The following is a 24,670-nucleotide window of genomic DNA, read 5'->3' on the forward strand; positions in this document are numbered from 1 at the left end:
CGGAATAGTTGCCCGCGATGGCTCGGGACTTGCTAGCATGGCCTGCATATGCCCATCCACGCCGCGCTCCACCACGTCACGCATTACCAATACGACCGGCTGGTAGGCCTCGGGCCGCAGACCATCCGATTGCGGCCCGCGCCCCACTGCCGCAGTAACGTCATTTCGTATTCGCTCAAGGTCGAGCCTGCGCAGCACTTCATCAACTGGCAGCAGGACCCGTTTGCCAACTACCAGGCGCGGCTGGTCTTCCCCGAGAAGACGCGCGAGTTCAAGGTCACGGTGGACCTGGTGGTGGAAATGGCGGTGTACAACCCCTTCGACTTCTTCCTGGAGCCCGAGGCCGAGAACATCCCGTTCAAGTACAGCAGCGATGTGCAGCAGGAGCTGGCGCCCTACCTGGCCACCGACCCGATGACACCGCTGGTGCAGGCCTATCTGGACAAGGTGGACCGCAGCAAGCAGCGCACCATCGATTTCCTGGTCAAGCTCAACCAGCAGGTCTCGCAAGACATCCGCTACCTGATCCGCCTGGAGCCCGGCGTGCAGACACCCGAGGAGACGCTGCAAAAAGCCAGCGGCTCGTGCCGCGACTCTGGCTGGCTGCTGGTGCAGCTGCTGCGCCACCTGGGGCTGGCGGCGCGGTTTGTGTCGGGCTACCTGATCCAGCTCACGCCCGATGTGAAGGCGCTCGATGGCCCCAGCGGCACCGACCACGACTTCACCGACCTGCACGCCTGGTGCGAGGTCTACCTGCCCGGCGCAGGCTGGATCGGCCTGGATGCCACCAGCGGGCTGATGGCGGGCGAGGGCCACATCCCGCTCGCTTGCACACCCCAGCCCTCGGGCGCCGCGCCGATTGAAGGCGGCGTGGACAAAGCCGAGGTGGAGTTCAGCCATGAGATGCGCGTCACGCGCATCTACGAATCGCCCCGCGTGACCAAGCCCTACACCGAAGACCAGTGGCAGGCTGTGCTGGCGCTGGGCGAGCAGGTGGACGCCGACCTGGTGGCGGGCGACGTGCGGCTGACGATGGGCGGCGAGCCCACCTTTGTGGCCGTGGGCGACCGCGACGCGCCCGAGTGGAACACCGATGCCCTGGGCCCCACCAAACGCGGCTTTGCCACCGAACTCACGCACAAGCTGCGTGCCGAATATGGACAGGGCGGCTTCCTGCACTTTGGCCAGGGCAAGTGGTACCCGGGCGAGCAGCTGCCGCGCTGGGCGCTGTCGATCTGCTGGCGCGCCGACGGCCAGCCCGCGTGGCAGAACCCCGCGCTGTTTGCCGACGAACGCGACCCATCCCACTACACCAGCGCCGACGCCGAGCGTTTTGTGCGCCACCTCACGCGCAAGCTGGGCGTGACGGACCGCTACATCCAGCCCGGTTATGAGGACACCTTCTACTACCTGTGGCGCGAGCGGCGCCTGCCGGTCAACGTGGACCCGTTTGACGCACGTCTGGACGATGAGCTGGAGCGCGCTCGCCTGCGCCGCGTGTTCGAGCAAAAGCTCGACAGCGTGATCGGCTATGTGCTGCCGCTGCAGGCGGGTGAAGGGTCGGGCAAGCTGGTGGGCAGCGTATGGAGCACCGGCCCCTGGTTCTTCCGCGACGACCGCATGTTGCTCATCCCCGGCGATTCGCCCATGGGCTACCGGCTGCCCCTGGACGCCCTGCCCTGGGTGAAGGCGGCCGACACCGACCACCTGATCCCGCCAGACCCGACCGCCCCCCAGGGCCCGCTGGCCGCCGCCGCCACGCTGCGCGCACGCTATGCCACGCCATCAGGCCCCGTCACCGGCGACCGCGACCTGCCCTACCTGGCAGGTGCCACCGCCCCCGGCGAGGCACGCCGGGTGGCCCAAGGCGTTGCAGGCACCGCAGGCGGCGACCACGCACGCCAGGCGGGCCAGCCCGATCCCCATGCGGGCATGCAGCCCCCAGGCAAGTTCCAGTCGGCCGCCGGGCTGTCGCGCACTGCGATGTGCGTCGAGGTGCGCGACCCGCGCCGGTCCAGCGGCCCCAAGGCGGAAGCGGTGGGTGAAAAGTATGGCGTGTTGTATGTCTTCATGCCGCCGCTGGCGCGCCTGGACGACTACCTGGACCTGCTGGCCGCCATCGAAGCCACGGCCGAAGAGCTGGGCATGAAGATCGTGCTGGAAGGCTACCCGCCTCCGCGCGACGCACGCCTGAAGGTGCTGGCAGTCACGCCCGACCCGGGCGTGATCGAGGTGAACATCCACCCCGCCAGCCATTGGAAGGAGCTGGTGCAGCACACCGAGTTTCTGTACCAGGCCGCGTGGGAGACGCGCCTGTCGGCCGAGAAGTTCATGACCGATGGCCGCCACACCGGCACCGGTGGTGGCAACCACTTCGTGATGGGTGGCGCCACACCGGCCGACTCGCCGTTCTTGCGCAAGCCCGAGCTGCTGGCCAGCCTGCTGCTGTATTGGCACAACCACCCCAGCCTGAGCTATTTGTTCAGCGGCCTGTTCATCGGCCCCACCAGCCAGTCGCCGCGGGTGGACGAGGCGCGCAACGACCAACTGTACGAGCTGGAGATCGCGCTGCGCGAGATTGAGTCCAACCGCGCCCTGTACGGCCAGGACATGCCGCCCTGGCTGGTGGACCGCACGCTGCGCAACATCCTGGTGGACGTGACGGGCAACACCCACCGCAGCGAGTTTTCCATCGACAAGATGTTCTCGCCCGACAGCAGCACCGGCCGCCTGGGCCTCTTGGAGCTGCGCGCTTTCGAGATGCCGCCCCACGCCCACATGAGCGTGGTGCAGCAGTTGCTGCTGCGCGCCCTGATTGCACGCTTCTGGAAGACGCCCTACCGTGCCCCCGCCGCCCGCTGGGGCACCGAGCTGCACGACCGCTGGATGCTGCCCACCTTCATCCAGCAGGACATGCACGATGTGGTGGCCGACATGGTCGCAGCGGGCTATGCGTTTGATGCGGCCTGGTTTGCGCCGCAGTTCGAGTTCCGCTTCCCCATGGTCGGCACGGTACAGTCCATGGGTGTGGAGCTGACCCTGCGCAACGCGCTGGAGCCCTGGCATGTGATGGGCGAAGAAGGCTCCGCCGGTGGCACCGTGCGCTATGTGGACTCGTCGCTGGAGCGCATCGAGGTGCGGGTGACGGGCATGAACGAAAGCCGCCATGTGGTCACCGTCAACGGCCAGCCGCTGCCGCTGCAGACGACGGGCACCACCGGCGAGTTTGTGGCCGGTGTGCGCTACAAGGCCTGGAACCCGCCCTCGGCCCTGCACCCCACCATCGGCGCCCATGCGCCGCTCACGTTCGACATCGTGGACACCTGGATGAACCGCTCGCTCGGCGGCTGCCAGTACCACGTGGCGCACCCGGGCGGGCGCAACTACGACACCTTCCCGGTCAACGCCTACGAGGCCGAAAGCCGCCGCCTCGCGCGGTTCTCGCGCATGGGCCACACGCCGGGCAGGCTGGCGGTGCCGCCTGCGACGATTGAGCTGCCGGGCAGCCGGGAGTTTCCGTTCACACTGGATCTGCGGCGCAAGATGCGGAGGTAGGAAAGCCACCCCCTGAGTCGCTGCGCGCCTTCCCCCCAGGGGGACGATGCCCTTGCTGCGGGGCGGCCCTTGCTTGGCGTCCCTGGTAGGGATCGCGCCGGTTTTGAAGGCTGTGGGTTACCCGCAGAGTGTTGTCGACCAAATGCCCGAAAATCGAGCGCAGTGAACCACCTCAACGACAGCCTCCCCACCCCCGACCCTTCTGACAGCGCGGCCCAGTTGGCGGCTGCACTGGCGCCTGCTGCGGCGGCCGGGCATTTTGACGAGTTGCGGGGTGCCAGCGTGGCGGACGCCCCCGGCGCTGCCACTGCATCGGCCACTCCCAAATCAATAGCAAACAAGCCAGATATCACAAGCGCCTGGGCCCAATTCTTTGATCAATTGGGGCCCGAGGGCTTCCAGGACCTGGACCGGCGCATGCAGAGCCTGCAGCGCCAGGTGCGCGACAACGGCATCACCTACAACGTCTATGCCGACGCCGACGGCCCGCAGCGGCCCTGGTCGGTGGACCTGTTCCCGCTGATCCTTTCGCAAGGCGACTGGGCGCACATCGAGCGCGGCGTGCTGCAACGCGCGCGCCTGCTCAACCGCGTGATGGCCGACGTGTATGGCCCGCAGGAGCTGCTGCGCAAAGGCCTGCTGCCCAGCGCGCTGGTGCAGGGCCACCCGGGCTACCTGCGCGCCATGCATGGCGTGCAGCCCGTGGGCGGCACCCATTTGCACATCGCGGCGTTCGACATGGCGCGCGATGCGCAGGGCGACTGGTGGGTCGTCACGCAGCGCACGCAGGCGCCCTCAGGCCTGGGGTATTTGCTGGAGAACCGGCTGCTCATCTCGCGCCTGTTCCCCGAGGCGTTCAGCCAGATGCATGTGCAGCGCCTGGCCGCCACCTACCGCGCACTGCTCGACGGGCTGCGGCAGATGAGCCCGGCGGGGGCGGATGCGCGCATCGTGCTGCTCACGCCCGGCCCCTACAACGAGACCTACTTTGAGCACGCGTACCTGGCGCGCTACCTGGGTCTGACGCTGGTGGAGGGCAACGACCTCACGGTGCGCGACGCACGCCTGTACCTCAAGACGCTGCACGGCCTGCAGCCGGTGCACGGCATCCTCAAGCGCCTGGACGACGAGTTTCTGGACCCACTGGAGCTGCGCAGCGACTCGCGCCTGGGCGTGCCAGGCCTGCTGCAGGCCATCCGCGCGGGCAATGTGCTCGTGGCCAATGCGCCGGGCTCGGCGTTCCTCGAATCGTCGGCGCTGCTGGGCTTCATGCCCGCGCTGTCGCGCCACCTGCTGGGCGAAGAGCTGGCCCTGCCGTCGCTGCCCACCTGGTGGTGTGGCGAGCGCTCGGCCATGCAGGCGGTGCTGCCGCAGCTCGCGCACAGCGTAATCCGCCCCACCTGGCCCATGGCGCAGCGCGTGCCCGTGCTGGGCGGTGCGCTGTCGGCGCAAGACCTGGCGCAGTGGTCCGCACGCATCGAAGCCCAGGGCGACGAATACACCGTGCAGGCCCACCTGCCGCTGTCGCAAATGCCCACCTGGCGCAGTGACGCCGCAGAGGGTGCGGGCCAGGACGGTGGCCCCATCGCCCCCCGCTCGGTGATGCTGCGCGTGTTTGCGGTGTGCGACGGCCCCGGCTCGTGGCGCGTGCTGCCGGGCGGGCTGGCACGCCTGGCCCAGGGCGACAGCGGCATCACATCCATGCAGCGCGGCGGCAGCAGTGCCGATGTGTGGGTGCAGACCGATGGCCCCGTGGACACCACCACGCTGCTGGCCCACAACCAGGCCGCGCCCGCGGTGGTGCACCGCAGCCGCCAGGTGACCAGCCGCGCGGCCGAAAACCTGTTCTGGCTGGGTCGCTACACCGAACGCACCGAGAACGTCACGCGCCTGGCGCGCATCACGCTGCAATGCCTCAATGGGGAGGACCAGACCTCGCAGCCGCTGCTGACCTGGCTGAGCGCCATGGGCGTGAGCCAGGGGCTGGTGCTGCCGACCGTGCCTGCGGCCGGGCAGGCACGGCGCGTGTTCGAGCGCTCGCTGATCGCCGGTCTGACGCAGCCCGCGCAGGTAACCAGCGTGGGCTACAACCTGCGCGGCATCCTGGGTGCGGCCTCGGCCGTGCGCGACCGTTTGTCGCAGGAACACTGGAACCTCATCGTGCGCGCCGAGGCGGAGTTTTTTGCGCCCCGCACAGGAGCCGAAGACGACGGCGACTATTCGCCGCTGGACGCGCTGCGCCAGCTGGAAGGCCTGAGCGGCCACACCGCCGCCATGACGGGCCAGCAGACCGACCGCATGACCCGCGACGACGGCTGGCGCCTGCTGTCCATCGGGCGCCATCTGGAGCGCCTGGGCTTTCTGGCATCGGCGCTGGAAAGCGGCCTGCAGACCGGCGCCGTGCACGATGAAGGCGGCTTCGAGGCCATGGTGGCGCTGTTCGACAGCACCATCACCTTCCACGCGCAGTACCAGCAGCGGCGCGACATGCCCGCCCTGCTGGACCTGCTGGTGATCGACCGCGACAACCCCCGGTCGCTGGCCTGGGTCGCACAGACGTTGCGCGGGCGCATTGCCAAGATCGAAGCGGCCGCCGGTACGCCCTGCGAATCCGCCGCCACGGGCATCCCTGAGGCGTCCGACCTGTCGCTGGTGGCCCTGTGCGCACAGGACGCCGAAGGCCGCCATGCCACTCTGGAGGAATATCTGGGCCGGTGTGTGCGGGGCGTGATGGGCTTGTCGGATGTGCTGGCCACGCGCTACTTCACGCATTCGGCGGATGCACTTCGGCACAGCGTAGGAGCTTGACCATGAAGCTGCGCGTCATCCACGAAACGGTGTACCACTACAGCCCGGCGGTGCAGAACGCCCAGCACATGGCCCATCTGCGTCCGCGCACCGGTGTGGTGCAGCGTGTGCTGACCCACAGCCTGCAAGTGGACCCCGCCCCAACACAGTGCAACATGGTGCAGGACGTGTTTGGCAACACCCGCGCTTTCTTCAGCCTGCCGTTCACCCACGAGCAACTGCGGGTGCGCGCCGAAAGCCTGCTGGAGACCCTGCCCGTGCCCGCCGCACCGCCCGGCGAACCTTGGGAGGTCGTGCGCGAGCGCCTGGGTTATCGGCGCGGCCAGCCCTACCACGCGGCCACCGAGTTCAGCTTTGCGTCGCCCTACATTCCCCGGCATGCCGACTTTGTGGCCTATGCCGCCGAGAGCTTTGCACCCGGCCACCCGCTGATGCAGGCCGCCCGCCACCTGATGTCGCGCATCCATGCCGACTTTGCCTACACATCCAACGCCACCGACGCGGGCACGCCCGCGCTCGAATCGCTGCGGCTGCGCCGGGGCGTGTGCCAAGACTTTGCCCACGTGATGATCGGCTGCCTGCGCAGCCTGGGCCTGGCGGCGCGGTATGTGAGCGGCTACCTGCTGACCGAGCCCCCGCCCGGGCAACCCCGGCTGGTGGGGGCCGATGCATCGCACGCCTGGGTGTCGGTGTGGTCACCGGCAGCCGACGAAAGTGATGGCGCATCAGACGACAACACCTGGTTTGACCTGGACCCCACCAACGACCGCGCGGCGGGCGAGGACTACGTGACCCTGGCCATCGGCCGCGATTTTTCGGATGTGTCGCCGCTGCGTGGCGTGATCCACGGCGGCGACCACCATGTGCTGCAAGTGGGCGTGACGGTGGAGCCGGTGCCCGCCGCTACGGCCGCTACGGCCGCTACGGCCGCTGCGCCAGACGCGCCAGATGCGCCCCTCACACCGCCGCAGGCACCAGAAAATCCCGGCTGATCCGCGCGCCCAGGTCGTTCACCCGCTCCAGGAACTGCGTGAGGTAGGCATGCAGTCCATGGGTCAGGATTTCATCGATGCGTGCGAACTTCAGGTGCGCCAGCAGCCGCCCCGCGTGCCGCTGGGTCTCGGCCGACTGGCCGCTGCCCAGCATGTCGAGGTTACCCAGCACCTCTTTCATGCAAGCGTGCAGTGAGCGGGGCATGTCGGCCCGCAGGATCAGCAACTCGGCCACACGTTCGGGCGTGATCACGTCGCGGTACACCTTGCGGTAGGTCTCAAAGCCCGACACGCTGAGCAGGATGGCGCTCCAGTGGTAGAAGTCGTAGTCTTGGTCCTGCGCCGTGGCCGCGCCCATGAAGTCGCTTTGCACCGCGTGAAACTTCACATCCAGCAGCCGCGCCGTGTTGTCGGCCCGCTCCAGAAAGGTGCCCAGGCGCATGAAGTGCAGCGCCTCGTCCTGCAGCAGGGTGCCCACCGTCACACCCCGCGAGAGGTGCGAGCGGAACTTCACCCATTCGAAGAATCGCGCCGGGTCCTGCTCCAGTGCACCGCTGGCGATCAGGCGGTTCACTTCGAGCCAGGTCTGGTTCTGGATCTCCCAGGCCTCGGTGTTGAGCGCACCGCGCACCGCCCGCGCGTTCTCGCGTGCAGCCTGCAGGCAGGCCACGATGGACGACGGGTTGGACGGGTCCTTGACCATGAAGTCGAGCACCTTGGCGGGCGTCACCTCGCCATGCTGGGCGGTGTAGCCAGGCAGCAGCTCGCTGATGGACAGCAAGCCCTGCCAGCCCAGGGTGGCCACCTCGGTCGATTGGGGTAGCAACGCACTCTGGTAGTTGACGTCGAGCATGCGTGCGGTGTTCTCTGCCCTTTCGGTGTACCGGGCCATCCAGAACAAATGATCGGCGGTGCGGCTCAGCATGTGATCTCCTTCTTGGACGAGGGCAGAGAACCCCGAGCGTGTTGCACACGCTTGCGGTATTTTTTCGAAAGCCCCGCTGCGCAGGGCTTTTCTGCCCGTTCGGTGTAACGGGCCATCCAGAACAAATGATCGGCGGTACGGCTCAGCATGGTCATTCCCTCCCTTGGCGTTGTGTTTGCATTGGTGGTGACGGTATGTGTGCTGTAGCGGGCTGATCGCCCAGCACCCAGGTGTCCTTGGTGCCCCCGCCCTGCGACGAATTGACCACCAGCGATCCCTCCTTGAGCGCCACGCGCGTGAGGCCGCCCGCCACCATCTGCACCTTCTGGCCGCTGAGCACAAAGGGCCGCAGGTCGATGTGGCGGGGCGCAATGCCGCTGTCCACATAAGTGGGGCAGCTGGAGAGGCTCAGCGTGGGCTGGGCGATGTAGCCGTCGGGCTTGGCGATGACTGCGGCGCGGAAGGCCTCGATCTCGGCCCGGGTGGCCGCGGGGCCAATCAGCATGCCGTAGCCGCCCGCGCCATGCACCTCCTTCACCACCAGTTCATGCAGGTGGTCCAGCACGTACCGCAAGTCGTCCGGCTTGCGGCACATCCAGGTGGGCACGTTCTGCAGGATGGGCTCCTCACCGAGGTAGAAGCGGATCATGTCCGGCACATAGGGGTAGATCGACTTGTCGTCCGCCACGCCTGTGCCCACGGCGTTGCAGATGGCGACATTGCCGGCCCGGTAGGCGGACATGAGCCCCGCACAACCCAGGGTGGAGGTGGGGCGGAAGACATCGGGATCGAGGAAGTCGTCATCCACCCGGCGGTAAATCACGTCCACCCGCTGCAGCCCGCGCGTGGTGCGCATGTACACAAACTGGTCCTTGACCACGAGGTCCTGCCCCTCGACCAGCTCCACGCCCATCTGCTGCGCGAGGAAGGCGTGCTCGAAATAGGCGCTGTTGTACATGCCGGGGGTCAGCACCACCACGGTCGGGTCGGCCGCGCCAGCCGGGGCGCTGGCGCGCAGGGTGTCCAGCAGCAAGTCCGGGTAATGAGCCACCGGTGCCACCTGGTGCTGAGCGAACAGTTCGGGGAACAGCCGCATCATCATCTTGCGGTCTTCGAGCATGTAGCTCACGCCGCTGGGCACGCGCAGGTTGTCTTCCAGCACGTAGTACACGCCCTCGCCTGCCGCATCCGGTGCCCGCACGATGTCGATGCCGCTGATGTGGGAGTAGATATCGAGCGGCACATGAACGCCGACCATCTCCGGCCGGAACTGGGCGTTGCGCAGGATCTGCTCGGCAGGCACGATGCCTGCGCGCAGGATGTCCTGGCCGTGGTACACGTCATGGATGAAGCGATTGAGCGCCGTGATCCGCTGCACCAGGCCCCGCTGCATGTGCGCCCATTCCTGCTGCGGAATGATGCGGGGGATCAGGTCGAAGGGGATGAGCCGCTCGGTGCCCGCGCCGTCCTCGTCCTTGGCGCCGTAGACGGCGAAGGTGATGCCCACGCGCCGGAAGATGACCTCGGCCTCGGCGCGCCGCGCCTGCATGGATTCGGCACTCTGGCGCGCCAGCCACTGGGCAAACCGCGCATAGTGGGGCCGTACATCACTGCCCGCCCAGCCTGCCGCACCGCCCAGGCCGGCCAGGGGCAGCCGGGTAACCATCTCGTCGAACTTCTGCATGAGAGCCAATCTCCTGCAAGCCCTCAAGCAAGTTCCAGGCCGTTTTCATGCTTGGCTGGCAGCCACCGTCAATATTTCGGCCGAATCGCTCTCTAGCGCCGGTCTTTATTGGCTGCTTTGCTATTTTTTTTGACACCTTGATTCGCAGCCGGCGAGGGTGGCGGCATGGGTGCCATGGTGGCCACAGGGGCAGGACGCGCGGCCGCTGCACGCACCATGTCGTGCACAAAGCGCAGCTTGGCCAGCACCTCACCCGCCAGCGCGAACGGGTAGGCGTCAGGTTGACCCAGGCTGCGCGTAAGGCTGTTGAGCAGCAGCGTCAGCGGCACCAGGTGTTGCACCATGGACTGAAAGTCGGGCGCCGGGCTGGCAAAGGGATCGATGGCGCTGCTGCGCTGCGCCCCATAGATACCGGGAATGGTGACCTCGGTGGCATAGCTGGCCGAGGTTTCCAGCAGGTCGATCATGTGCAGGTAATGGGCCCAGGTTTCAGCCCAGTCTTCCCAGGGGTGGGCGGCGGCATAGGCACTCACATGGTGGTTGGCCCAGTCACTACCCTCGTTGCCCTTGGCGTAGTGCGCCTCCAGCGCCGCTGCGTAGTCCTGGCGCTCGTCACCAAACATCTGTCTGAAGTCGTCCAGCCGCCCGCCGTCGCGCACCAGCTGGTCCCAATAGAAGTGGCCGGACTCATGGCGCAGGTGACCGATCAGAGTGCGGTAGGGCTCACCCAGCGCGATGCGGCGACGCGCGCGTTCGTCGTCGTCCGCCTCGGCCACGTTGAGCGTGATGGTCCCACTGTGGTGGCCCGTCAGCACGGGCGGTCCGCCCGGCACCTCGGCCAAAAACTCGAACACCGGACCGGTACGCCCGGGCGCCGGCTCCAGGCCCAGGCGAGCCAGGCTGTAGAACAGCCGCCGCTTGGCCGCTTCGATCTGCATCCAGCGCCCCATGTTGGCGGGCTCGGACAGGTCGGGCATCACCCGGGTCTGGCGGCACGATACACACAGCTCCGCAAAGTCGTTGGCGGGTATCGCGAAGTTGCAGGCTTGGTGGTCCGTGTGGTTGCGGCACATGCGGTACAGGCGCCCGCTGTAGTGCGCACTGCCCTGCCCCCCTTGGCGGCGCCACAGGTCGGCACCGTCCTGCGGTGCAGGGGCCAGGGCAGCCATGGTCAGCACATCGGGCAAGAAGGCCAGCGCACTGCCGCAATGCAGGCACTGCACGCTATCGAAAAACACCAGATGACCGCAATGGTCGCAATTGAATACCCGCATGGCGTGGAGCTTATACCCCGTGGACCGGAGCAGTGAGGAGGAACAACGCACGGACCCCCTTTTGCAGCGCCAGGATGGGTCCATGAAAAAAGCAGGCCCCGGGACATGCCCGGAGCCTGCTTCAGGATCGAAGCCACTGCGCCAGGGGCGTGGGGCCCCGGGTGCAGGGCGTGAGCCCTACCGGTCAGGGCCGCACAACGATGCTGTTGCGCACTTCGCGCACATGCTTGGTGTTGCGCGCAATGTTTTCGGCCTGGTTCTTTTCAGCCTGCGACTTGGCAAAGCCCGACAGCTGCACCGTGCCATTGAGCGTTTCCACGCTGATGGAGGTGGCAGACACGTTCTTGTCTTCGGCCATCTTGGCCTTCACGGCGGTGGTGATGCCGGCGTCATCCACATAGGACCCAACTGTTTGCTGTTCGCGGGCCACCGAGCAACCGGTGGCTGTGACGATGGTGATACCGGCAACTGCGGCAAAAGCGAGGGCACGTGCGTATTTCATGGTGTTTTCCTTGTTCAAGAATGGTTGGGAACGCGGGTGCTGGGACATGTTCAGTCCACCGGTCTGTTGCACCCTCCGCGACCGGCGGACTGTGGGAAAAAGGACAGCGCTGGCGCATAGCCAGGCGCTGTGGGCAAGGCACCAGCGTGTAAACACCGGTGTGCTAGCCCTCAGTATGCATTGCGCCGGCGGGACATCCACATCGCCACGGTGGCCAGCAAAGCCCCCGAGGCAGCGGCGATGACCAGCGACTTGCCCGGCTGCTCGGCCACATACTTGCCGGTGACTTCGGCTGCCTGCTGGATCTGACGGCGTGCACGCGCGCTGGTCTCGGCGCAGTAGTCGATGCTGCGAGCAGCCAGGTCCTGTGCACGGGCGGCCAAGTCATCAATCGCCGGGTCGGTCTGGCGGCGCAGGGCGCGCACGCTTTCTTCGGCCTTGTCCAGCGACTGGTCGGCGGCAGCCCGAGTGGTCTGCACTGCGTCCTGCGCGCTTTGCAGCACGTCGTCGGCCAGGTTGCGAACACCGTGGGTCACTTTGTCGGTAGCGGTCTGAAGGCTCATGGGGAAACTCCTTGGGGTATGGGGTACAGGGGATGCGGGAGGGGGTGAAGGGCAGCAGTCCAGGCGTTGCGGCCTGACTCACCCCTTTTTCAGGAGCCCCAGCACAAAGGTGACGACAGCCATGATCACGAACACAAAGAACAGAATCTTCGCAATGCCCACGGCACCGGCAGCAATGCCGCCAAAACCGAAGAGGGCTGCAATCAGCGCGATCACCAGAAAAACTACTGCGTAGTGCAACATTTCCATCTCCTTATGGGTGGCCGGCTTGCCGGCAGATCGGGTGGCGCCAAAACCTCAACGCCTGGGACCAACTGTAGGTATCTACTTGTGCCCTGGATGCCGGTGCGCGGCGCGCGCCCATGTCGGCGGCGCAGTGGGGGTCATGTAGGACGGCGCGCACTGGCCGGACCGGGCGCACGGTAGCGCGCACAAGCGGCTGCAGCGCAGGCACGCCACAACGGAACGCTGGCCCCGGGCATGGCGTGCCCACAGCCCGCAGGTGCCGCACGTGGGCCTGCATGCGCTGCGCCACGCAATGCAGGGAATGAGGGAGACGCGGGAAGAAGGCGGCGTATGCCTCAGGCGTCGTGCGCAGCGGCGTTGCGGCGCGGCTCCGACGAGGTGCGCGGCAGCGGCAGCACGGCCGACAACAAGGTGCCATTGCCAGGCCGCGAAGTGAGCGTGAGACGCCCGCCCGCTGCCTCGACCCGGTGGCGCATGCCAGCCAAGCCGTGCGAAGTGGGGCGCACGGTGCCAGGGTCGAAACCCACACCATCGTCGCGCACCTGCACCGCCACATGCGTGGGGTAGCCGTGCACCGACACCAGCACCTTGCTGGCCTTGGCGTACTTGCCGATGTTGGTCAGCGCCTCTTGCACCATGCGATACACCGTGAGCTGCGCTGCGTCGGGCAGTTGAACGGCCTCCAGACTGGTCTCAACCTCAATGCCTGCGCGCTCGGCGTATTCGCGTGTCAGGATCTCCAGTGCGGCCGTAAGCCCCAGGTTCGACAGCGACGACGGTCGCAGGTCTTCGATGATGCGACGCTTGAGCGCAATGCCGCTGTTGAGCGTTTCGGTGAGGTGCTTGAGGCGCTCGGCAATGTCGGGCGCAGTGGCGTCGATCTTGGATTTGAGGCGCGCCACATCCAGCTTGGCAGCCGTCAGCAGCGCGCCCAGCTCGTCGTGCAGTTCCCGCGCCAGATGGCCCCGTTCTTCTTCGCGCACCTGCTGCAAGTGGTTGGCCAATTCGGACAGCGTGGCCGTGCGGTCGCGCACCAGTCCTTCCAGGCGGTCGCGCTCACGCTCCAGCACCTCTTGCTCGCGCAGGTTGACGGTCTGAACCGCCTGCGTCTGGCGCAGGTACATGTAGAACGCCAGCAGGCCAATGGCAGTGACCGTGGCAATGCCGATGCGCGACAGCATCAGCGACTGCTCGATCTGCTCGCGCCCCTGTTGCAAGCGCTGGTCGCTGCGGGCAATCAGCTCTTGCGCGTGCTGGCGGATCGCCTCCATGTGCTCCTTGCCCACATCCGTGTTCAGAATGAATTTCCATGCATCTTCGTTGCCCTGACGGCGCAGGCGCAGGCTCAGCTCCATCTCAGCCAGCTTGCGCGAGATCTGCCGCGACAGCAACGCGAACTCCTGCATGTCCTCGGGCGATGCCATGAACTGGTTGCGCAGGCGATCCAGGTTGGTCTGCACGGTCGCTACGGCCTTGTCATACGGTTCCAGGTAGGTCTCGTTGCCCGTGAGCAGATAACCCCGCTGGCCGGTTTCCGCATCCAGCATGCTTTGCAGCAGCTTGTTCACATCGGCCCGCGTGGTCAGCCCCTGGGCCAGTTGTTCCACCGCGTCCTGCGAACGCATGTGCCCCGTTTCATTGATGCCCACCAGCACCATGGCCGCCAACAGCGCCATGGGCAGACTCAGGGCCATCTGTCGGACTTTTGGTAACCAACGCCGGGTGTTTTCTTGGAGATTCATACGCTTATTCTGGATAATGACCCGTTACCTGCCAGGTGCGCCAGCCATGCAACCACATGCCGAGCGCCTGGACTTCAATACACACCGGCAGCACCTTTGCTGCCGCCTCGAAAGAAGCATCAATGATCAAGATTGGCATTGTGGATGACCACGCGATTGTTCGTTCCGGGCTGCGGCAGTTCTTGTCCGAGCACGTGGACTTGCGGGTGGAAGGCGAGGCCGCCAACGGCCGCGAGGCCATCGACCTGGTGCGCAACAAGGAAATCGATGTGCTGCTGATGGACCTGTCGATGCCTGGCCAAAGCGGGCTGGACGCGCTGGCCATGCTGCGCGCCAAGGCGCCCGACATGGGCATCCTGATCCTGAGTGGCTACCCTGAAGAACACTACGCGATCAACCTGATCCGCCAGGGTGCCAGTGGTTACCTGAACAAGGAGTGCGAACCATCGGAGATCGTGGAAGCCATTCGCACCATTGCTCTGGGCCGCCGCTACCTGACGCCTGCCGTGGCCGAACTGCTGGCACAGCAACTCAACCGCAAGGACGATGCGCCACCGCATGAGCAGCTGTCGGAGCGAGAGTTCCAGGTGTTCCTGAAGCTGGCCAAGGGAGAGACGGCGGGCGATATCGCCAAGTCGTTGTCGCTGAGCGTGAAAACGGTGAGCACGTACCGCACCCGCCTGATGGAAAAGATGAGCCTCTCGTCCAACAGCGACCTGACCTACTACGCGCTCAAAAATCGCCTGATCGACTGACATCCAAGACCTGGCCAGAGCCCGGCGCTGGCGGGCGTGGGCAGGTCTTGCTTTTGCGCTGAAAAAGAAGGAAAAAGAAGCACCCCGACTGCCGCATGCACCCACGCACGCGGCGGCGGGTTGTGTCACTGGGATGCGCCCGATGATGCGGCAGACACACCGCCGCCGCTACCGGCCTCCAGCCCGTGGGCCGGGCTGCTGTGCTGTACGCAGTAGTCCACCAACGCGTCGATCTCGTTGGATTTGTCAAACACGGCATCCACACCCAGCTGCGCACAGCGCATGCGCACATCCGGCGTGGCGTAATTGCTGAGCACCACCATTTTCTGGCCGGGCCGCCGCGTGCGGCAGGCAGCCAGCACACCCAATCCGCTGCCCTGGCGCAAGAACAGATCCACGATGGCCAAGTCCCACTCCTCAGGGTGCGAGGACAACCAGTTCGTACCGTCGTCTTCGGTTTCTGCCACGCCCACCGCTTCTACAGACGCCAACTCCTCCAGAGTTCCGATCAGGTTCTCGCGGATGGTCGCGTTGTCTTCAACAATGTAGGTGCGCAGTTTCACGGGCGGGTCCATGTGTACGGACAGTGCGGGTCACGCTGTCCTAGCCTTGAATTTAAGGCTTCCATGCGCCGGATTCTGCCAGCCACAACACGCTGGCCATGTAGGAAAAATCCTACCGTGCAACACACACCTTGCAATGGGCGTGGCGCTGAACGCGCATGGTGCTCCACTCCATGGCCCGGCCATCGAGCATCAGCAGCCGCCCCGCCAGCGACTGCCCCACGCCCGCTATGAGCTTGAGCGCCTCGGCTGCCTGCATCGCACCCACCACACCCACCAGCGGAGCAAATACACCCATCGTGGAGCAGCGGACCTCTTCAAACTCCGCATCTGGCGGGAAGATGCAGGCATAACAAGGCGACTGCGCATCGCGCGGGTCCACCACCGTGATCTGCCCATCGAACTGGATCACAGCCCCCGCCACCAAGGGCTTGTTGTGACGCACACAGGCGGCATTGACCGCCTGGCGGGTCGCATAGTTGTCGCTGCAGTCGAGTACCACTGTGGCATCGCACACCAGACTGTCGAGAGCCGCCGCATCCACCCGGGCCTGCAGTGCGGTGACCTGCACCTCGGGGTTGATGTCGGCCATGGCCTGCGCCGCCGACTGGACCTTGGGACTGCCCACGCGCGCGGTGGTGTGCGCAATCTGGCGCTGCAGGTTGGTCAGGTCCACCACATCGTCATCGACGAGTGTGATGTGGCCCACACCGGCGGACGCCAAGTACAGCGCAGCGGGCGACCCCAACCCGCCAGCGCCAATGATGAGAGCATGGGCTTCCAACACCCGCTCCTGCCCCTCGATGCCCACCTCGTCGAGCAGGATGTGGCGGGAATAGCGCAGGAGCTGGTCATCGGTCATGGGAAGGCGGGCCTGCAGCGGCCAAAAAATCAACGGTGAAACAGGCGGACATGAAAAAGGCTGGATTCCTCGCGAAATCCAGCCCGGGGTCGGAGCGCGAAAGGCTCAATTCTCTTTCTTTTCTTCCTTGCGCTCTGTCAGCGTCTTGCTGACCAGCACAGGGCGACCCTTGAGCTGGTTGAGGGCCTGCACCAGCTGGAAGTCCTTGTCCGAACCGAATTCGGGCACCTTGCGGTCGGCCGCAGGCTTCTTGGCTTCTTCTTCCATGCGCTTGCGGGCTTCCTCACGGGCCTTTTCACGGGCTTCGTCCTTCTTCTCTTCACCCTGGCCGCTGTTCAAGTGCTTGTCCAGATCTGCCTCGCGCATGCGCAAGGCGGCAAAGATGTTGCCCTCTTCCGACTCGTCAATCATCACGTCGGGCACGATACCCTTGGCCTGGATTGACTTGCCACTCGGCGTGTAATAGCGGGCGGTGGTCAGCTTGATGCCCGTGTCAGGCCCCAGCGGACGCACGGTCTGCACCGAGCCCTTGCCGAAGGTCTGGCTGCCCATGATGGTGGCGCGCTTGTGGTCCTGCAGCGCGCCAGCCACGATCTCGCTGGCGGAGGCAGAGCCTTCGTTGACCAGCACCACCAGCGGCACCGCCTTGAGGGACGCGGGAAGGCGTTTGAGCGGATCACCGCCGCCCCGGCGCTGGTAGTAGTCGGGGGCAGCCTTGTAGGTGGCCTTGCTGTCGGCCAGCTGGCCATTGGTGGTGACCACCGTCACGTTCTCGGGCAGGAAAGCCGCAGAAATTGCCACGGCTGCATCCAGCAGGCCACCGGGGTCGTTGCGCAGGTCCAGCACCAGGCCCTTGAGGTTGGGCTCCTGCTTGTAGACCTCTTCCACCTTGCGCACAAAGTCATCCACCGTGCGCTCCTGGAATTGCGACAGGCGGATCCAGGCGTAACCGGGCTCGATCACCTTGCCCTTGACGGACTGGGTCTTGATCTCTTCGCGCGTGATGGTGACAGGGAACGTGCGGTTCTCGTCCTTGCGGAAGATGGTGAGGGTGACCTTGGTACTGGGCTCGCCGCGCATGCGCTTGACGGCGTCATTCAGCGCCAGGCCCTTAACGGCGGTTTCGTCAATTTTGGTGATCAGGTCGTTGGTCTTGAGGCCGGCGCGGAAGGCCGGCGAGCCTTCGATGGGCGACACGATCTTGATCAGGCCGTCTTCCTGCGTGATCTCGATGCCCACGCCCACGAAGCGGCCGGAAGTGCCCTCGCGGAATTCCTTGAAGGACTTCTTGTCGAAGTACTGCGAGTGCGGATCCAGGCTGGACACCATGCCCGAGATGGCGTCGGTGATGAGCTTCTTGTCATCGACCGGCTCGACGTAATCGGTCTTGACCAGGCCGAACACGGCGGACAACTGCTGGATTTCTTCGAGCGGCAACGGCGTCATGGCGCCACGCGCCACCGTTTGCAGTGACACCGTGGTGAGCGCACCCGCCACCACGCCTACCGATACCCATCCTGCAATCTTGAGTTTGTGGCCCATACAACACCTTTTACCGCTTCGAAACCAATATACACCTTGGAAGGGCCAAACCCGCCGCAGTTCCGCATGGATGCTCACTTTGGCGGGGATAAGCGGGGTTTTCCCCGCTCTTTACCTGCGATTTACGCTTTGCCCTGCGATGCCACGGCGGCTGCGGCCTTGGCCGCCGCTTCGGCATCTCCCAGATAGTAGTGACGGATGGGCTTGAGGTCGGCGTCGAGCTCGTATACCAGTGGAATCCCGTTGGGAATGTTCAGACCCACGATGTCGGTCTCGGAGATGTTGTCCAGGTACTTCACCAGCGCGCGGATGGAGTTGCCATGCGCAGCCACCACCACCCGCTTGCCCGAGCGGATGGCGGGCGCCATGGCCTCGTTCCAGAACGGCAGCACGCGGGCCACGGTGTCTTTCAGGCACTCGGTCAGGGGCACATTCTCGGCAGCCACCCCAGCGTAGCGGCGGTCACCACGCTCGCTGCGGGGGTCGGTGGCTTCCAGCGCTGGCGGGGGCGTGTCATAGCTGCGGCGCCATACGAGCACCTGCTCGTCGCCATACTGCTTGGCCATGTCGGCCTTGTTCAGGCCCTGCAGGGCGCCGTAGTGGCGCTCGTTCAAGCGCCAGTCCTTGACCACGGGCAGCCAGGTGCAGTCCATTTCGTCCAGCGTGTACCAGAGGGTGTGGATGGCGCGCTTGAGCACGCTGGTGAACGCCAGATCGAACTCGTAGCCCTCGGCCTTGAGCAGCTTGCCGGCCGACATGGCCTGGGAGACACCGGTGGGCGTGAGGTCCACATCGGTCCAGCCGGTAAAGCGGTTTTCAAGGTTCCAGGTGGATTCGCCGTGGCGGATCAGAACGAGCTTGTACATGGTTTCCCCAGGAAAGGCAGGTCAAAAAAATGCGGGCCAAAACCCAGCATTCTAGAATTACGCTGTTCGCCAACCCAAGGAAGCTTCGTGAAATTCATTATTGATAACTGGTATCTGTTCCTCGTTGCACTGGCTTCGGGCAGCATGTTGCTGTGGCCGGTCCTCAAGAACGCCAGTGGCGGTTCGCTGACGCCAGCACGCGCCGTGCAGCTCATCAACCGCGAAAAAGCGGTGGTCATCGACGTGTGCGAAGCCGAGGAATTCGCCACCGGCCACGTGACTGGCGCCAAGAACGTGCCCGTGTCCCAGCTCGAAGAGCGCCTGCCCGCCGTGGTCAAGAACAAGGCCCTGCCCGTGGTGCTGGTGTGCGCGAGCGGCGCACGCGCCAACCGCGCCGTCGCCATTGCCAAAAAACTGGGCTACGACAACGCCCAGGCACTCGCTGGTGGCATGAAGGCCTGGCGCGAAGCCAGCCTGCCTGTGGAAAAAGCCTGATCCGCCCCCAGTTATTCGGTCAGCGCTAGTCTTGCGACTGGTTTTTCAGTCCCACAGGAAGAAAGAGGAAGGTTCGCCATGCAACCCGTGAAGATGTACACCACCGCCGTCTGCCCCTATTGCATCCGGGCCAAGCAGATCCTCAAGTCCAAGGGCGTGGAGCAGATCGAGGAGATCCGCATCGACACAGACCCCGCCGCGCGCAGCCACATGATGGAAATCACCGGCCGCCGCACGGTGCCGCAGATCTACATCGGCGACACCCATGTGGGTGGCCACGACGATCTGGTGGCGCTGGACAGCCGTGGCGAGCTGATGCCCTTGCTCGGCGCCTGACCCCCTGTCTGGGCGCTGCATAATGCAGCCCCATGTGCCCGCTGCGGGAGCTGCTCCCCGGCGGGTTTTGTTTTGCTAGCAATTTCGTAAGAGCAAAGAGACTTCACCATGGCCGACCAAGAAAACCCCGTGTTCCAGATCCAGCGCGTCTACCTCAAGGACCTGTCGCTGGAGCAGCCCAACTCCCCCGCCATCCTGCTCGAACAAGAGCAACCCAGCGTGGACATCCAGCTGGGCGTGGAAGCCACCCCCGTGGCCGAAGGCATCTTTGAAGTGGCTGTGACCGCCACCGTGCAGACCAAGATCAAGGACAAGACTGTGTTCCTGGTCGAAGCCAAGCAAGCCGGCATCTTCGAAATCCGCAACGTGCCCGAAGACCAGATGGGCCCCATCATGGGCATCGCCTGCCCGCAGATCGTGTACCCCTACCTGCGCGGCAATGTGGCCGACGTGATCAACCGCGCTGGCTTCCCGCCCGTGCACCTGGCCGAAATCAACTTCCAGGCCATGTACGAGCAACAGCAAGCCCAGGCCGCCGGCCAGGCATCGCCCATCATCACGCAGTAAGCATTTACAGGCATTTTTGCCTGTAGTGCTGGATGAATAAGCGCATACAGCTATGAAAATCATAGTATTGGGCGCTGGAGCCTGGGGGACAGCGGTGGCCATGAGTGCCGCCCAGCACCCCGCAGGCCATGCCGTCACCTTGTGGGCGCGCGATGCCGCCCAGGCGGCCCAGATGCAGACGCAGCGGCAGAACGCGCGTTACCTGCCCGGCATCACCCTCCCCCCCTCCCTCACGCTGGCCCATGGCGACTTTGCTGCGCTGTGGACCGGGGCCGACCTCGTCATCGTGGCCACGCCCATGGCGGCTTTGCGCGGCATGCTGCAGGCCTTGCATGGCTGCGCTGCCCCTGTGGCCTGGCTGTGCAAGGGCTTTGAGGCTGCAACCGCTGGCAATTCCACGTCTTTTGGGCTGCTGGCGCACGAAGTACAAGCCCTGGTAGCTCCTGAACTGATAGCAGGCGTGTTTAGCGGCCCCAGCTTTGCGCAAGAAGTGGCGCTGGGCCAGCCCACCGCCCTGGTGGCTGCCAGCCCCCATGCGCAGGTGCGCGATGCGCTGGTCAGCGCCTTCCACAGCCCGAGCGTGCGCGTGTATGCCAACGAGGACATCGTGGGCGTGGAGGTGGGTGGCGCGGTGAAGAACGTGTTGGCCATTGCCACCGGTCTGTGCGACGGGCTGGCGCTGGGGCTGAACGCCCGCGCCGCGCTCATCACGCGCGGCCTGGCCGAGATGACGCGGCTGGGCCTGGCGCTGGGCGCGCGGCCCGACACCTTCATGGGCCTGTCGGGCCTGGGGGACCTGGTGCTGACCGCCACGGGCGACTTGTCGCGCAACCGGCGCGTTGGCATGCTGCTGGCCGAGGGCAAAACCCTGCCGCAGGCCGTCGAGTCGCTGGGCCATGTGGCCGAGGGCGTTTACAGCGCCCGCACCGTGGCGCAGCGGGCGGCCCAGCTGGGGGTGGACATGCCCATCACCCGCGCGGTGGTGGCGCTGCTGGATGGCCAGCTCACGCCGGCCGATGCGGTCGTCACGCTGATGGGGCGCGGGCCCGCGTCCGAGTTGATGTGACCCCAATAGTGATGCCCAAAACAAAAGGCCTCTGCGGAATTCCACAGGGGTCTTTTGTTTGGTGGCGCTGATGCCATGCGCTCCGCGGGTGGATTCAAAACACCCCAAACAGCATCAGCAGCAGCACAACCGACAGCGGGACGCCAAGTAGCCAGGCAATGAGAGGCATGGGGATCTCCTTGAAAGGTGAGAAGTTCAGGTGGTTTCACTGTATTTCTCACCCCGGCTGGTGCTTGTCCGGCTTTGCACCCCAAACCCGTAGGCCCTCACCTACCCGCACCTCTTGCCGGCTCGGCCCGCGGCGCCCCTGAGCAGCGCTGCGGCCTGGCTTACAGCCCCAACTCCAGCGCCAGCAGCTCGTCCACCGTCTGGCGGCGGCGGATCAGGCGGGCCTGGCCGCCATCCACGAGCACCTCGGCAATCAAAGGCCGCGTGTTGTAGTTGGAGGACATGCTGGCGCCGTACGCCCCGGTGTCGTGGATCACCAGCAGATCACCCACCTGCGCGGCGGGCAGGTCGCGCGGCAGCACCACGCCGCCGTCGCCCTGGGTGAACACGTCGCCCGACTCGCACAGCGGGCCCGCCACCACCGTGGGGTGTTCGGCCGCCGTGGAGCCATCACGCCGCAGCACGCTCATGGCGTGGTAGCTGCCGTACATGGACGGGCGCATGAGTTCGTTGAAGCCGGTATCAACCAGCACAAAGTGGTTGTTGCCCGCGTTCTTGGTGGCGCGCACCTGGCCCAGCAGCACGCCCGATTCGGCAACCAGGAAGCGGCCGGGCTCGATCTCCAGGCCGAGCTTGTGGCCCACGATGGCCTCGGCCTGCTGGCGCGCGGCGTCCCACAGGCCGTGGTAATGCTGCGTGTCGACCACGGGGTCGCCGCTGCGGTAGGGGATGGACAGGCCACCACCGGCGGAGATGGCGTGCAGGTCATGCCCTGCCGCATGCGCCGTGCGCACCAGGTTGACCATGGCGCCACACACTTCCTGCAGGTGGCTGTAATCCACACCCGAGCCAATGTGCATGTGCAGGCCCACCAGCTTCAGGCCATGCTGCTTGATCGCATCCAGCGCCGCAGGCAGGTCGGTGTGCCAGATGCCGTGTTTGCTGTGCTCGCCACCCGTGTTCGTCTTGTTGCTGTGGCCGTGGCCAAAGCCGGGGTTGATGCGCAGCCACACCGCATGGCCGGGCGAACGCGCGCCCAGCTGGTGCAGCATGTCGATGGAGCCTGCGTTCACGGGCACGCCGTGCTCCACCACGCAGTCCAACGTGGCGGCGTCGAACAGGTCGGCGGTGAAGACGATCTCCGAAGGCTCGCCACCCGCCACATAGCCCGCCGCCAGCGCACGCAGGATCTCGCCGCGCGAAACGGCATCCACCTTCACGCCCTGCTCGCGCATGAGCTTCAGGATATGGATGTTGGAGCAGGCCTTTTGCGCAAAACGGATGGTCTCGAAATTGGACACCTGCGCAATGCGCTGGCGGATGGTGGCCGCGTCATACACCCATAGCGGGGTGCCGAACTGGTCGGCCAGGGCCCAGAGCTGGGCGGGGGAGAAAGGGTTGGACATGGGGAAGCTCCAAAGGCACAAGGCGAGAACGATGCGCGGATGATGCCGCCATCCATGTATTCAGTCGAATGCTTTGATTTACGCCATCCATTCAATATGGATATGCTCCATGCATGACCGGACCGACCGACACGCCCCTGGCCCACCGCATCACCCACCGCCACATCGAGGTCTTTCGGGCCGTGATGACCGCTGGCAGCGCCACGGGTGCGGCCGACCTGCTGCACAGCTCGCAGCCCACCGTGAGCCGCGAGCTGGCGCGGCTCGAATCGCTGCTGGGCTATGCCCTGTTCGAGCGCGTGCAGGGCCGACTGCGCCCCAACGCCCGGGCGCTGGCGCTGTGGGACGAGGTGCAGCGCTCGTGGCAGGGGCTGGAGCGTGTGGTGGACCGGGCCGTGGCCCTGGGCCGGTCGGGGGCCGTGCAACTGTCGGTGCTTTGCCTGCCCGCGCTGGCCCATGCACTGCTGCCGGGTGCGGCGGCACGGCTGATGCAGGCGCACACCGAGGCACGCTTGTCCGTCACACCGCAGGAATCGCCCCTGCTCGAAGAATGGATGAGTGCCCAGCGGTTTGATCTGGGCCTGTGCGAACAGACCACCGCCCCGCCGGGCACACGGGCCGAGGTGCTGCTGACCCTGGACGAGGTGGCTGTGCTGCCCGCCCACCACGCTTTGGCACGCAAGCCGGTGCTGCAACTCGGCGACTTTGCCGGTGAATTCTTTGTAAGCCTCTCGGCCGACGACCCCTACCGCCGCCTGATCGACGCCCGGTTTGCCGAGGCGGGCGTAGAGCGCACGCTGCGCGTGGAAACCCACAGCGCCGCTGCGGTGTGCGCCATGGTCGAGCAGGGCCTGGGCATCGCCATCGTCAACCCGGTCACCGCCCTGGCCGCCGCCAGCGAGCGGCTGGTGCTGCGGCGGCTGGCGTTTTCCATCCCGTTCAGCGTGACGGCGCTGCTGCCGCTGTACCGCCCGCCCCTGCCCGAGGTGGTGCCCATGCTGGAGGCCCTGCGCGCCCAGGCCCAGGCCATTGCAACGCGGCTGCCGCCCGCCATGGACTGATGCTACAGAATCTACAAACTATGATTTTGATAGCAGCAAAGGCATATTGCACTAACGCTATCGGCACAAAGGAGCCACAACCGGGGCTCCTTGTGCGTTCCGGACAGTGTCCTCAGCCGCCCGGCGCCGCCAGGCTGCGCACCTTGACCGCCAGCCGCTCTTCGACCGAGGGCGACACGAACTTGGTCACCTCACCACCCAGCACCGCAATCTCGCGCACAAAGGTGCTGCTGATGAACTGGTACTTGTCGCTGGGGGTCAGGAACACGGTCTCCACCTGCGGCATCAGGCTGCGGTTCATGCCCGCCAGCTGGAACTCGTAGTCAAAGTCGGTCACGGCACGCAGGCCACGCACCATGGCCTTGCCGCCGCGCGACACCACAAAGTCGCGCAGCAGGCCCGAGAAGGGCTCGACCTGCACCTGGGGATACATCTTCACGGCCTCGCGCACCATCTCGATGCGCTCTTCCAGCGAGAACAGGGTCTTCTTGTGGTGGCCCGCCGCCACGGCCACGATCACACGTTCAAACAACTGGGTGGCCCTGCGCACCACGTCTTCATGGCCCAGCGTGATGGGGTCAAAGGTTCCGGGGTACACGGCGAGCACGTTCTGGGCCATGGCTGGTTGTCTCCTGTCTGGCGATTGACGTTGGCCCCGGCCCCCGGGGCGCTCCCCGCAGGGCCCGCCGGGC

Annotated in this window: 24 protein-coding genes; 9 read left to right on the forward strand and 15 right to left on the reverse strand. The window is 65.7% G+C overall.

Translation table 11 applies throughout. The annotated features are described in order from the left end of the window. Positions 1 to 48 precede the first annotated feature (48 nt). The 3 genes from CLU87_RS15405 (at position 49) to CLU87_RS15415 (ending at position 7,355) form a co-directional block, all read left to right on the forward strand. Positions 49 to 3,555, forward strand: coding sequence for a DUF2126 domain-containing protein (locus tag CLU87_RS15405; protein WP_099731019.1), 3,507 nt, complete (start codon positions 49 to 51; stop codon positions 3,553 to 3,555). A 162-nt stretch (positions 3,556 to 3,717) separates the two neighbouring features. After that, the gene (locus CLU87_RS15410) at positions 3,718 to 6,363 is read left to right on the forward strand and encodes a circularly permuted type 2 ATP-grasp protein (RefSeq protein WP_099731020.1); all 2,646 of its coding nucleotides are present in this window, start codon (positions 3,718 to 3,720) and stop codon (positions 6,361 to 6,363) included. Positions 6,364 to 6,365: 2 nt separating this feature from the next. Continuing rightward, entirely contained in the window at positions 6,366 to 7,355 is a 990-nt protein-coding gene (locus tag CLU87_RS15415; protein ID WP_099731021.1) for a transglutaminase family protein, read from the forward strand. Here the strand turns inward: CLU87_RS15415 and CLU87_RS15420 are convergent. From CLU87_RS15420 to CLU87_RS23610, 9 genes are all read right to left on the reverse strand, one after another. Beyond that, positions 7,321 to 8,280 carry an alpha-E domain-containing protein gene (locus tag CLU87_RS15420; protein WP_099731022.1) on the reverse strand — a complete coding sequence of 320 codons (960 nt, stop codon included), beginning with the start codon at positions 8,278 to 8,280 and terminating at the stop codon, positions 7,321 to 7,323. The genes CLU87_RS15415 and CLU87_RS15420 overlap by 35 nt on opposite strands. Next, complete coding sequence (locus tag CLU87_RS15425; RefSeq protein WP_082522527.1) at positions 8,274 to 8,429, reverse strand: alpha-E domain-containing protein; 156 nt, start codon at positions 8,427 to 8,429, stop codon at positions 8,274 to 8,276. Before CLU87_RS15425 ends, CLU87_RS15420 begins: the two co-directional genes overlap by 7 nt. Before the next feature lie 2 nt (positions 8,430 to 8,431). Continuing rightward, entirely contained in the window at positions 8,432 to 9,964 is a 1,533-nt protein-coding gene (locus CLU87_RS15430) for a circularly permuted type 2 ATP-grasp protein (protein ID WP_099731023.1), read from the reverse strand. Positions 9,965 to 10,056: 92 nt separating this feature from the next. Further along, a complete protein-coding gene (locus CLU87_RS15435; RefSeq protein ID WP_056065914.1) occupies positions 10,057 to 11,238 on the reverse strand; it encodes a putative zinc-binding metallopeptidase in 1,182 nt (393 codons plus the stop codon). A gap of 184 nt (positions 11,239 to 11,422) precedes the next feature. After that, on the reverse strand, positions 11,423 to 11,740 hold the full coding sequence (locus CLU87_RS15440) for a BON domain-containing protein (protein WP_056066545.1): 318 nt from the start codon (positions 11,738 to 11,740) through the stop codon (positions 11,423 to 11,425). Positions 11,741 to 11,910: 170 nt separating this feature from the next. Continuing rightward, entirely contained in the window at positions 11,911 to 12,303 is a 393-nt protein-coding gene (locus CLU87_RS15445) for a hypothetical protein (protein ID WP_056065917.1), read from the reverse strand. 78 nt (positions 12,304 to 12,381) lie between these two features. Beyond that, positions 12,382 to 12,546, reverse strand: a complete 165-nt coding sequence (locus CLU87_RS15450) for a DUF1328 domain-containing protein (protein WP_010463174.1) — start codon at positions 12,544 to 12,546, stop codon at positions 12,382 to 12,384. A 338-nt stretch (positions 12,547 to 12,884) separates the two neighbouring features. After that, positions 12,885 to 14,291 carry a CHASE3 domain-containing protein gene (locus CLU87_RS15455; protein ID WP_056065921.1) on the reverse strand — a complete coding sequence of 469 codons (1,407 nt, stop codon included), beginning with the start codon at positions 14,289 to 14,291 and terminating at the stop codon, positions 12,885 to 12,887. A 4-nt stretch (positions 14,292 to 14,295) separates the two neighbouring features. Next, positions 14,296 to 14,421 (reverse strand): hypothetical protein, encoded by a 126-nt coding sequence (locus CLU87_RS23610; RefSeq protein ID WP_255356923.1) that lies wholly within the window; start codon positions 14,419 to 14,421, stop codon positions 14,296 to 14,298. On the opposite strand from CLU87_RS23610, the gene CLU87_RS15460 reads away from it, so the two are divergent. Beyond that, entirely contained in the window at positions 14,414 to 15,046 is a 633-nt protein-coding gene (locus CLU87_RS15460) for a response regulator transcription factor (RefSeq protein ID WP_056065924.1), read from the forward strand. The two genes, CLU87_RS23610 and CLU87_RS15460, sit on opposite strands and share 8 nt — an antisense overlap. Before the next feature lie 125 nt (positions 15,047 to 15,171). Here the strand turns inward: CLU87_RS15460 and CLU87_RS15465 are convergent, their stop codons facing one another. The 4 genes from CLU87_RS15465 to gpmA form a co-directional block, all read right to left on the reverse strand. Beyond that, a complete protein-coding gene (locus CLU87_RS15465) occupies positions 15,172 to 15,609 on the reverse strand; it encodes a response regulator (protein WP_099732203.1) in 438 nt (145 codons plus the stop codon). 112 nt (positions 15,610 to 15,721) lie between these two features. Beyond that, complete coding sequence (locus CLU87_RS15470) at positions 15,722 to 16,471, reverse strand: HesA/MoeB/ThiF family protein (RefSeq protein WP_099732204.1); 750 nt, start codon at positions 16,469 to 16,471, stop codon at positions 15,722 to 15,724. 105 nt (positions 16,472 to 16,576) lie between these two features. Beyond that, the gene (locus CLU87_RS15475) at positions 16,577 to 18,013 is read right to left on the reverse strand and encodes a S41 family peptidase (RefSeq protein ID WP_056065928.1); all 1,437 of its coding nucleotides are present in this window, start codon (positions 18,011 to 18,013) and stop codon (positions 16,577 to 16,579) included. Positions 18,014 to 18,135: 122 nt separating this feature from the next. Next, positions 18,136 to 18,879, reverse strand: coding sequence for a 2,3-diphosphoglycerate-dependent phosphoglycerate mutase (gene gpmA, locus CLU87_RS15480; protein WP_015015479.1), 744 nt, complete (start codon positions 18,877 to 18,879; stop codon positions 18,136 to 18,138). Between the two features lie 87 nt (positions 18,880 to 18,966). Between gpmA and CLU87_RS15485 the strand changes: the two genes are divergently transcribed. The 4 genes from CLU87_RS15485 (at position 18,967) to CLU87_RS15500 (ending at position 21,343) form a co-directional block, all read left to right on the forward strand. Further along, a complete protein-coding gene (locus CLU87_RS15485) occupies positions 18,967 to 19,374 on the forward strand; it encodes a rhodanese-like domain-containing protein (protein WP_060985050.1) in 408 nt (135 codons plus the stop codon). A gap of 78 nt (positions 19,375 to 19,452) precedes the next feature. Beyond that, positions 19,453 to 19,710 (forward strand): glutaredoxin 3, encoded by a 258-nt coding sequence (gene grxC / locus CLU87_RS15490; protein WP_015015481.1) that lies wholly within the window; start codon positions 19,453 to 19,455, stop codon positions 19,708 to 19,710. Between the two features lie 108 nt (positions 19,711 to 19,818). Further along, positions 19,819 to 20,277 (forward strand): protein-export chaperone SecB, encoded by a 459-nt coding sequence (gene secB / locus CLU87_RS15495; protein ID WP_056746795.1) that lies wholly within the window; start codon positions 19,819 to 19,821, stop codon positions 20,275 to 20,277. A 52-nt stretch (positions 20,278 to 20,329) separates the two neighbouring features. Continuing rightward, complete coding sequence (locus CLU87_RS15500) at positions 20,330 to 21,343, forward strand: NAD(P)H-dependent glycerol-3-phosphate dehydrogenase (protein WP_056065937.1); 1,014 nt, start codon at positions 20,330 to 20,332, stop codon at positions 21,341 to 21,343. Between the two features lie 329 nt (positions 21,344 to 21,672). Here the strand turns inward: CLU87_RS15500 and lysA are convergent, their stop codons facing one another. After that, positions 21,673 to 22,917, reverse strand: coding sequence for a diaminopimelate decarboxylase (lysA, locus tag CLU87_RS15505; RefSeq protein WP_056065940.1), 1,245 nt, complete (start codon positions 22,915 to 22,917; stop codon positions 21,673 to 21,675). A 113-nt stretch (positions 22,918 to 23,030) separates the two neighbouring features. Between lysA and CLU87_RS15510 the strand changes: the two genes are divergently transcribed. Then, positions 23,031 to 23,978, forward strand: coding sequence for a LysR family transcriptional regulator (locus CLU87_RS15510; protein ID WP_099731024.1), 948 nt, complete (start codon positions 23,031 to 23,033; stop codon positions 23,976 to 23,978). 112 nt (positions 23,979 to 24,090) lie between these two features. Here CLU87_RS15510 and coaD read toward each other — a convergent pair whose 3' ends face one another. Further along, a complete protein-coding gene (gene coaD, locus CLU87_RS15515) occupies positions 24,091 to 24,597 on the reverse strand; it encodes a pantetheine-phosphate adenylyltransferase (RefSeq protein ID WP_056065946.1) in 507 nt (168 codons plus the stop codon). Positions 24,598 to 24,670 lie beyond the last annotated feature (73 nt).

The sequence above is a fragment of the Acidovorax sp. 59 genome (assembly GCF_002754175.1).
In the GTDB taxonomy this organism is placed as follows: Bacteria; Pseudomonadota; Gammaproteobacteria; order Burkholderiales; family Burkholderiaceae_C; genus Acidovorax; species Acidovorax delafieldii.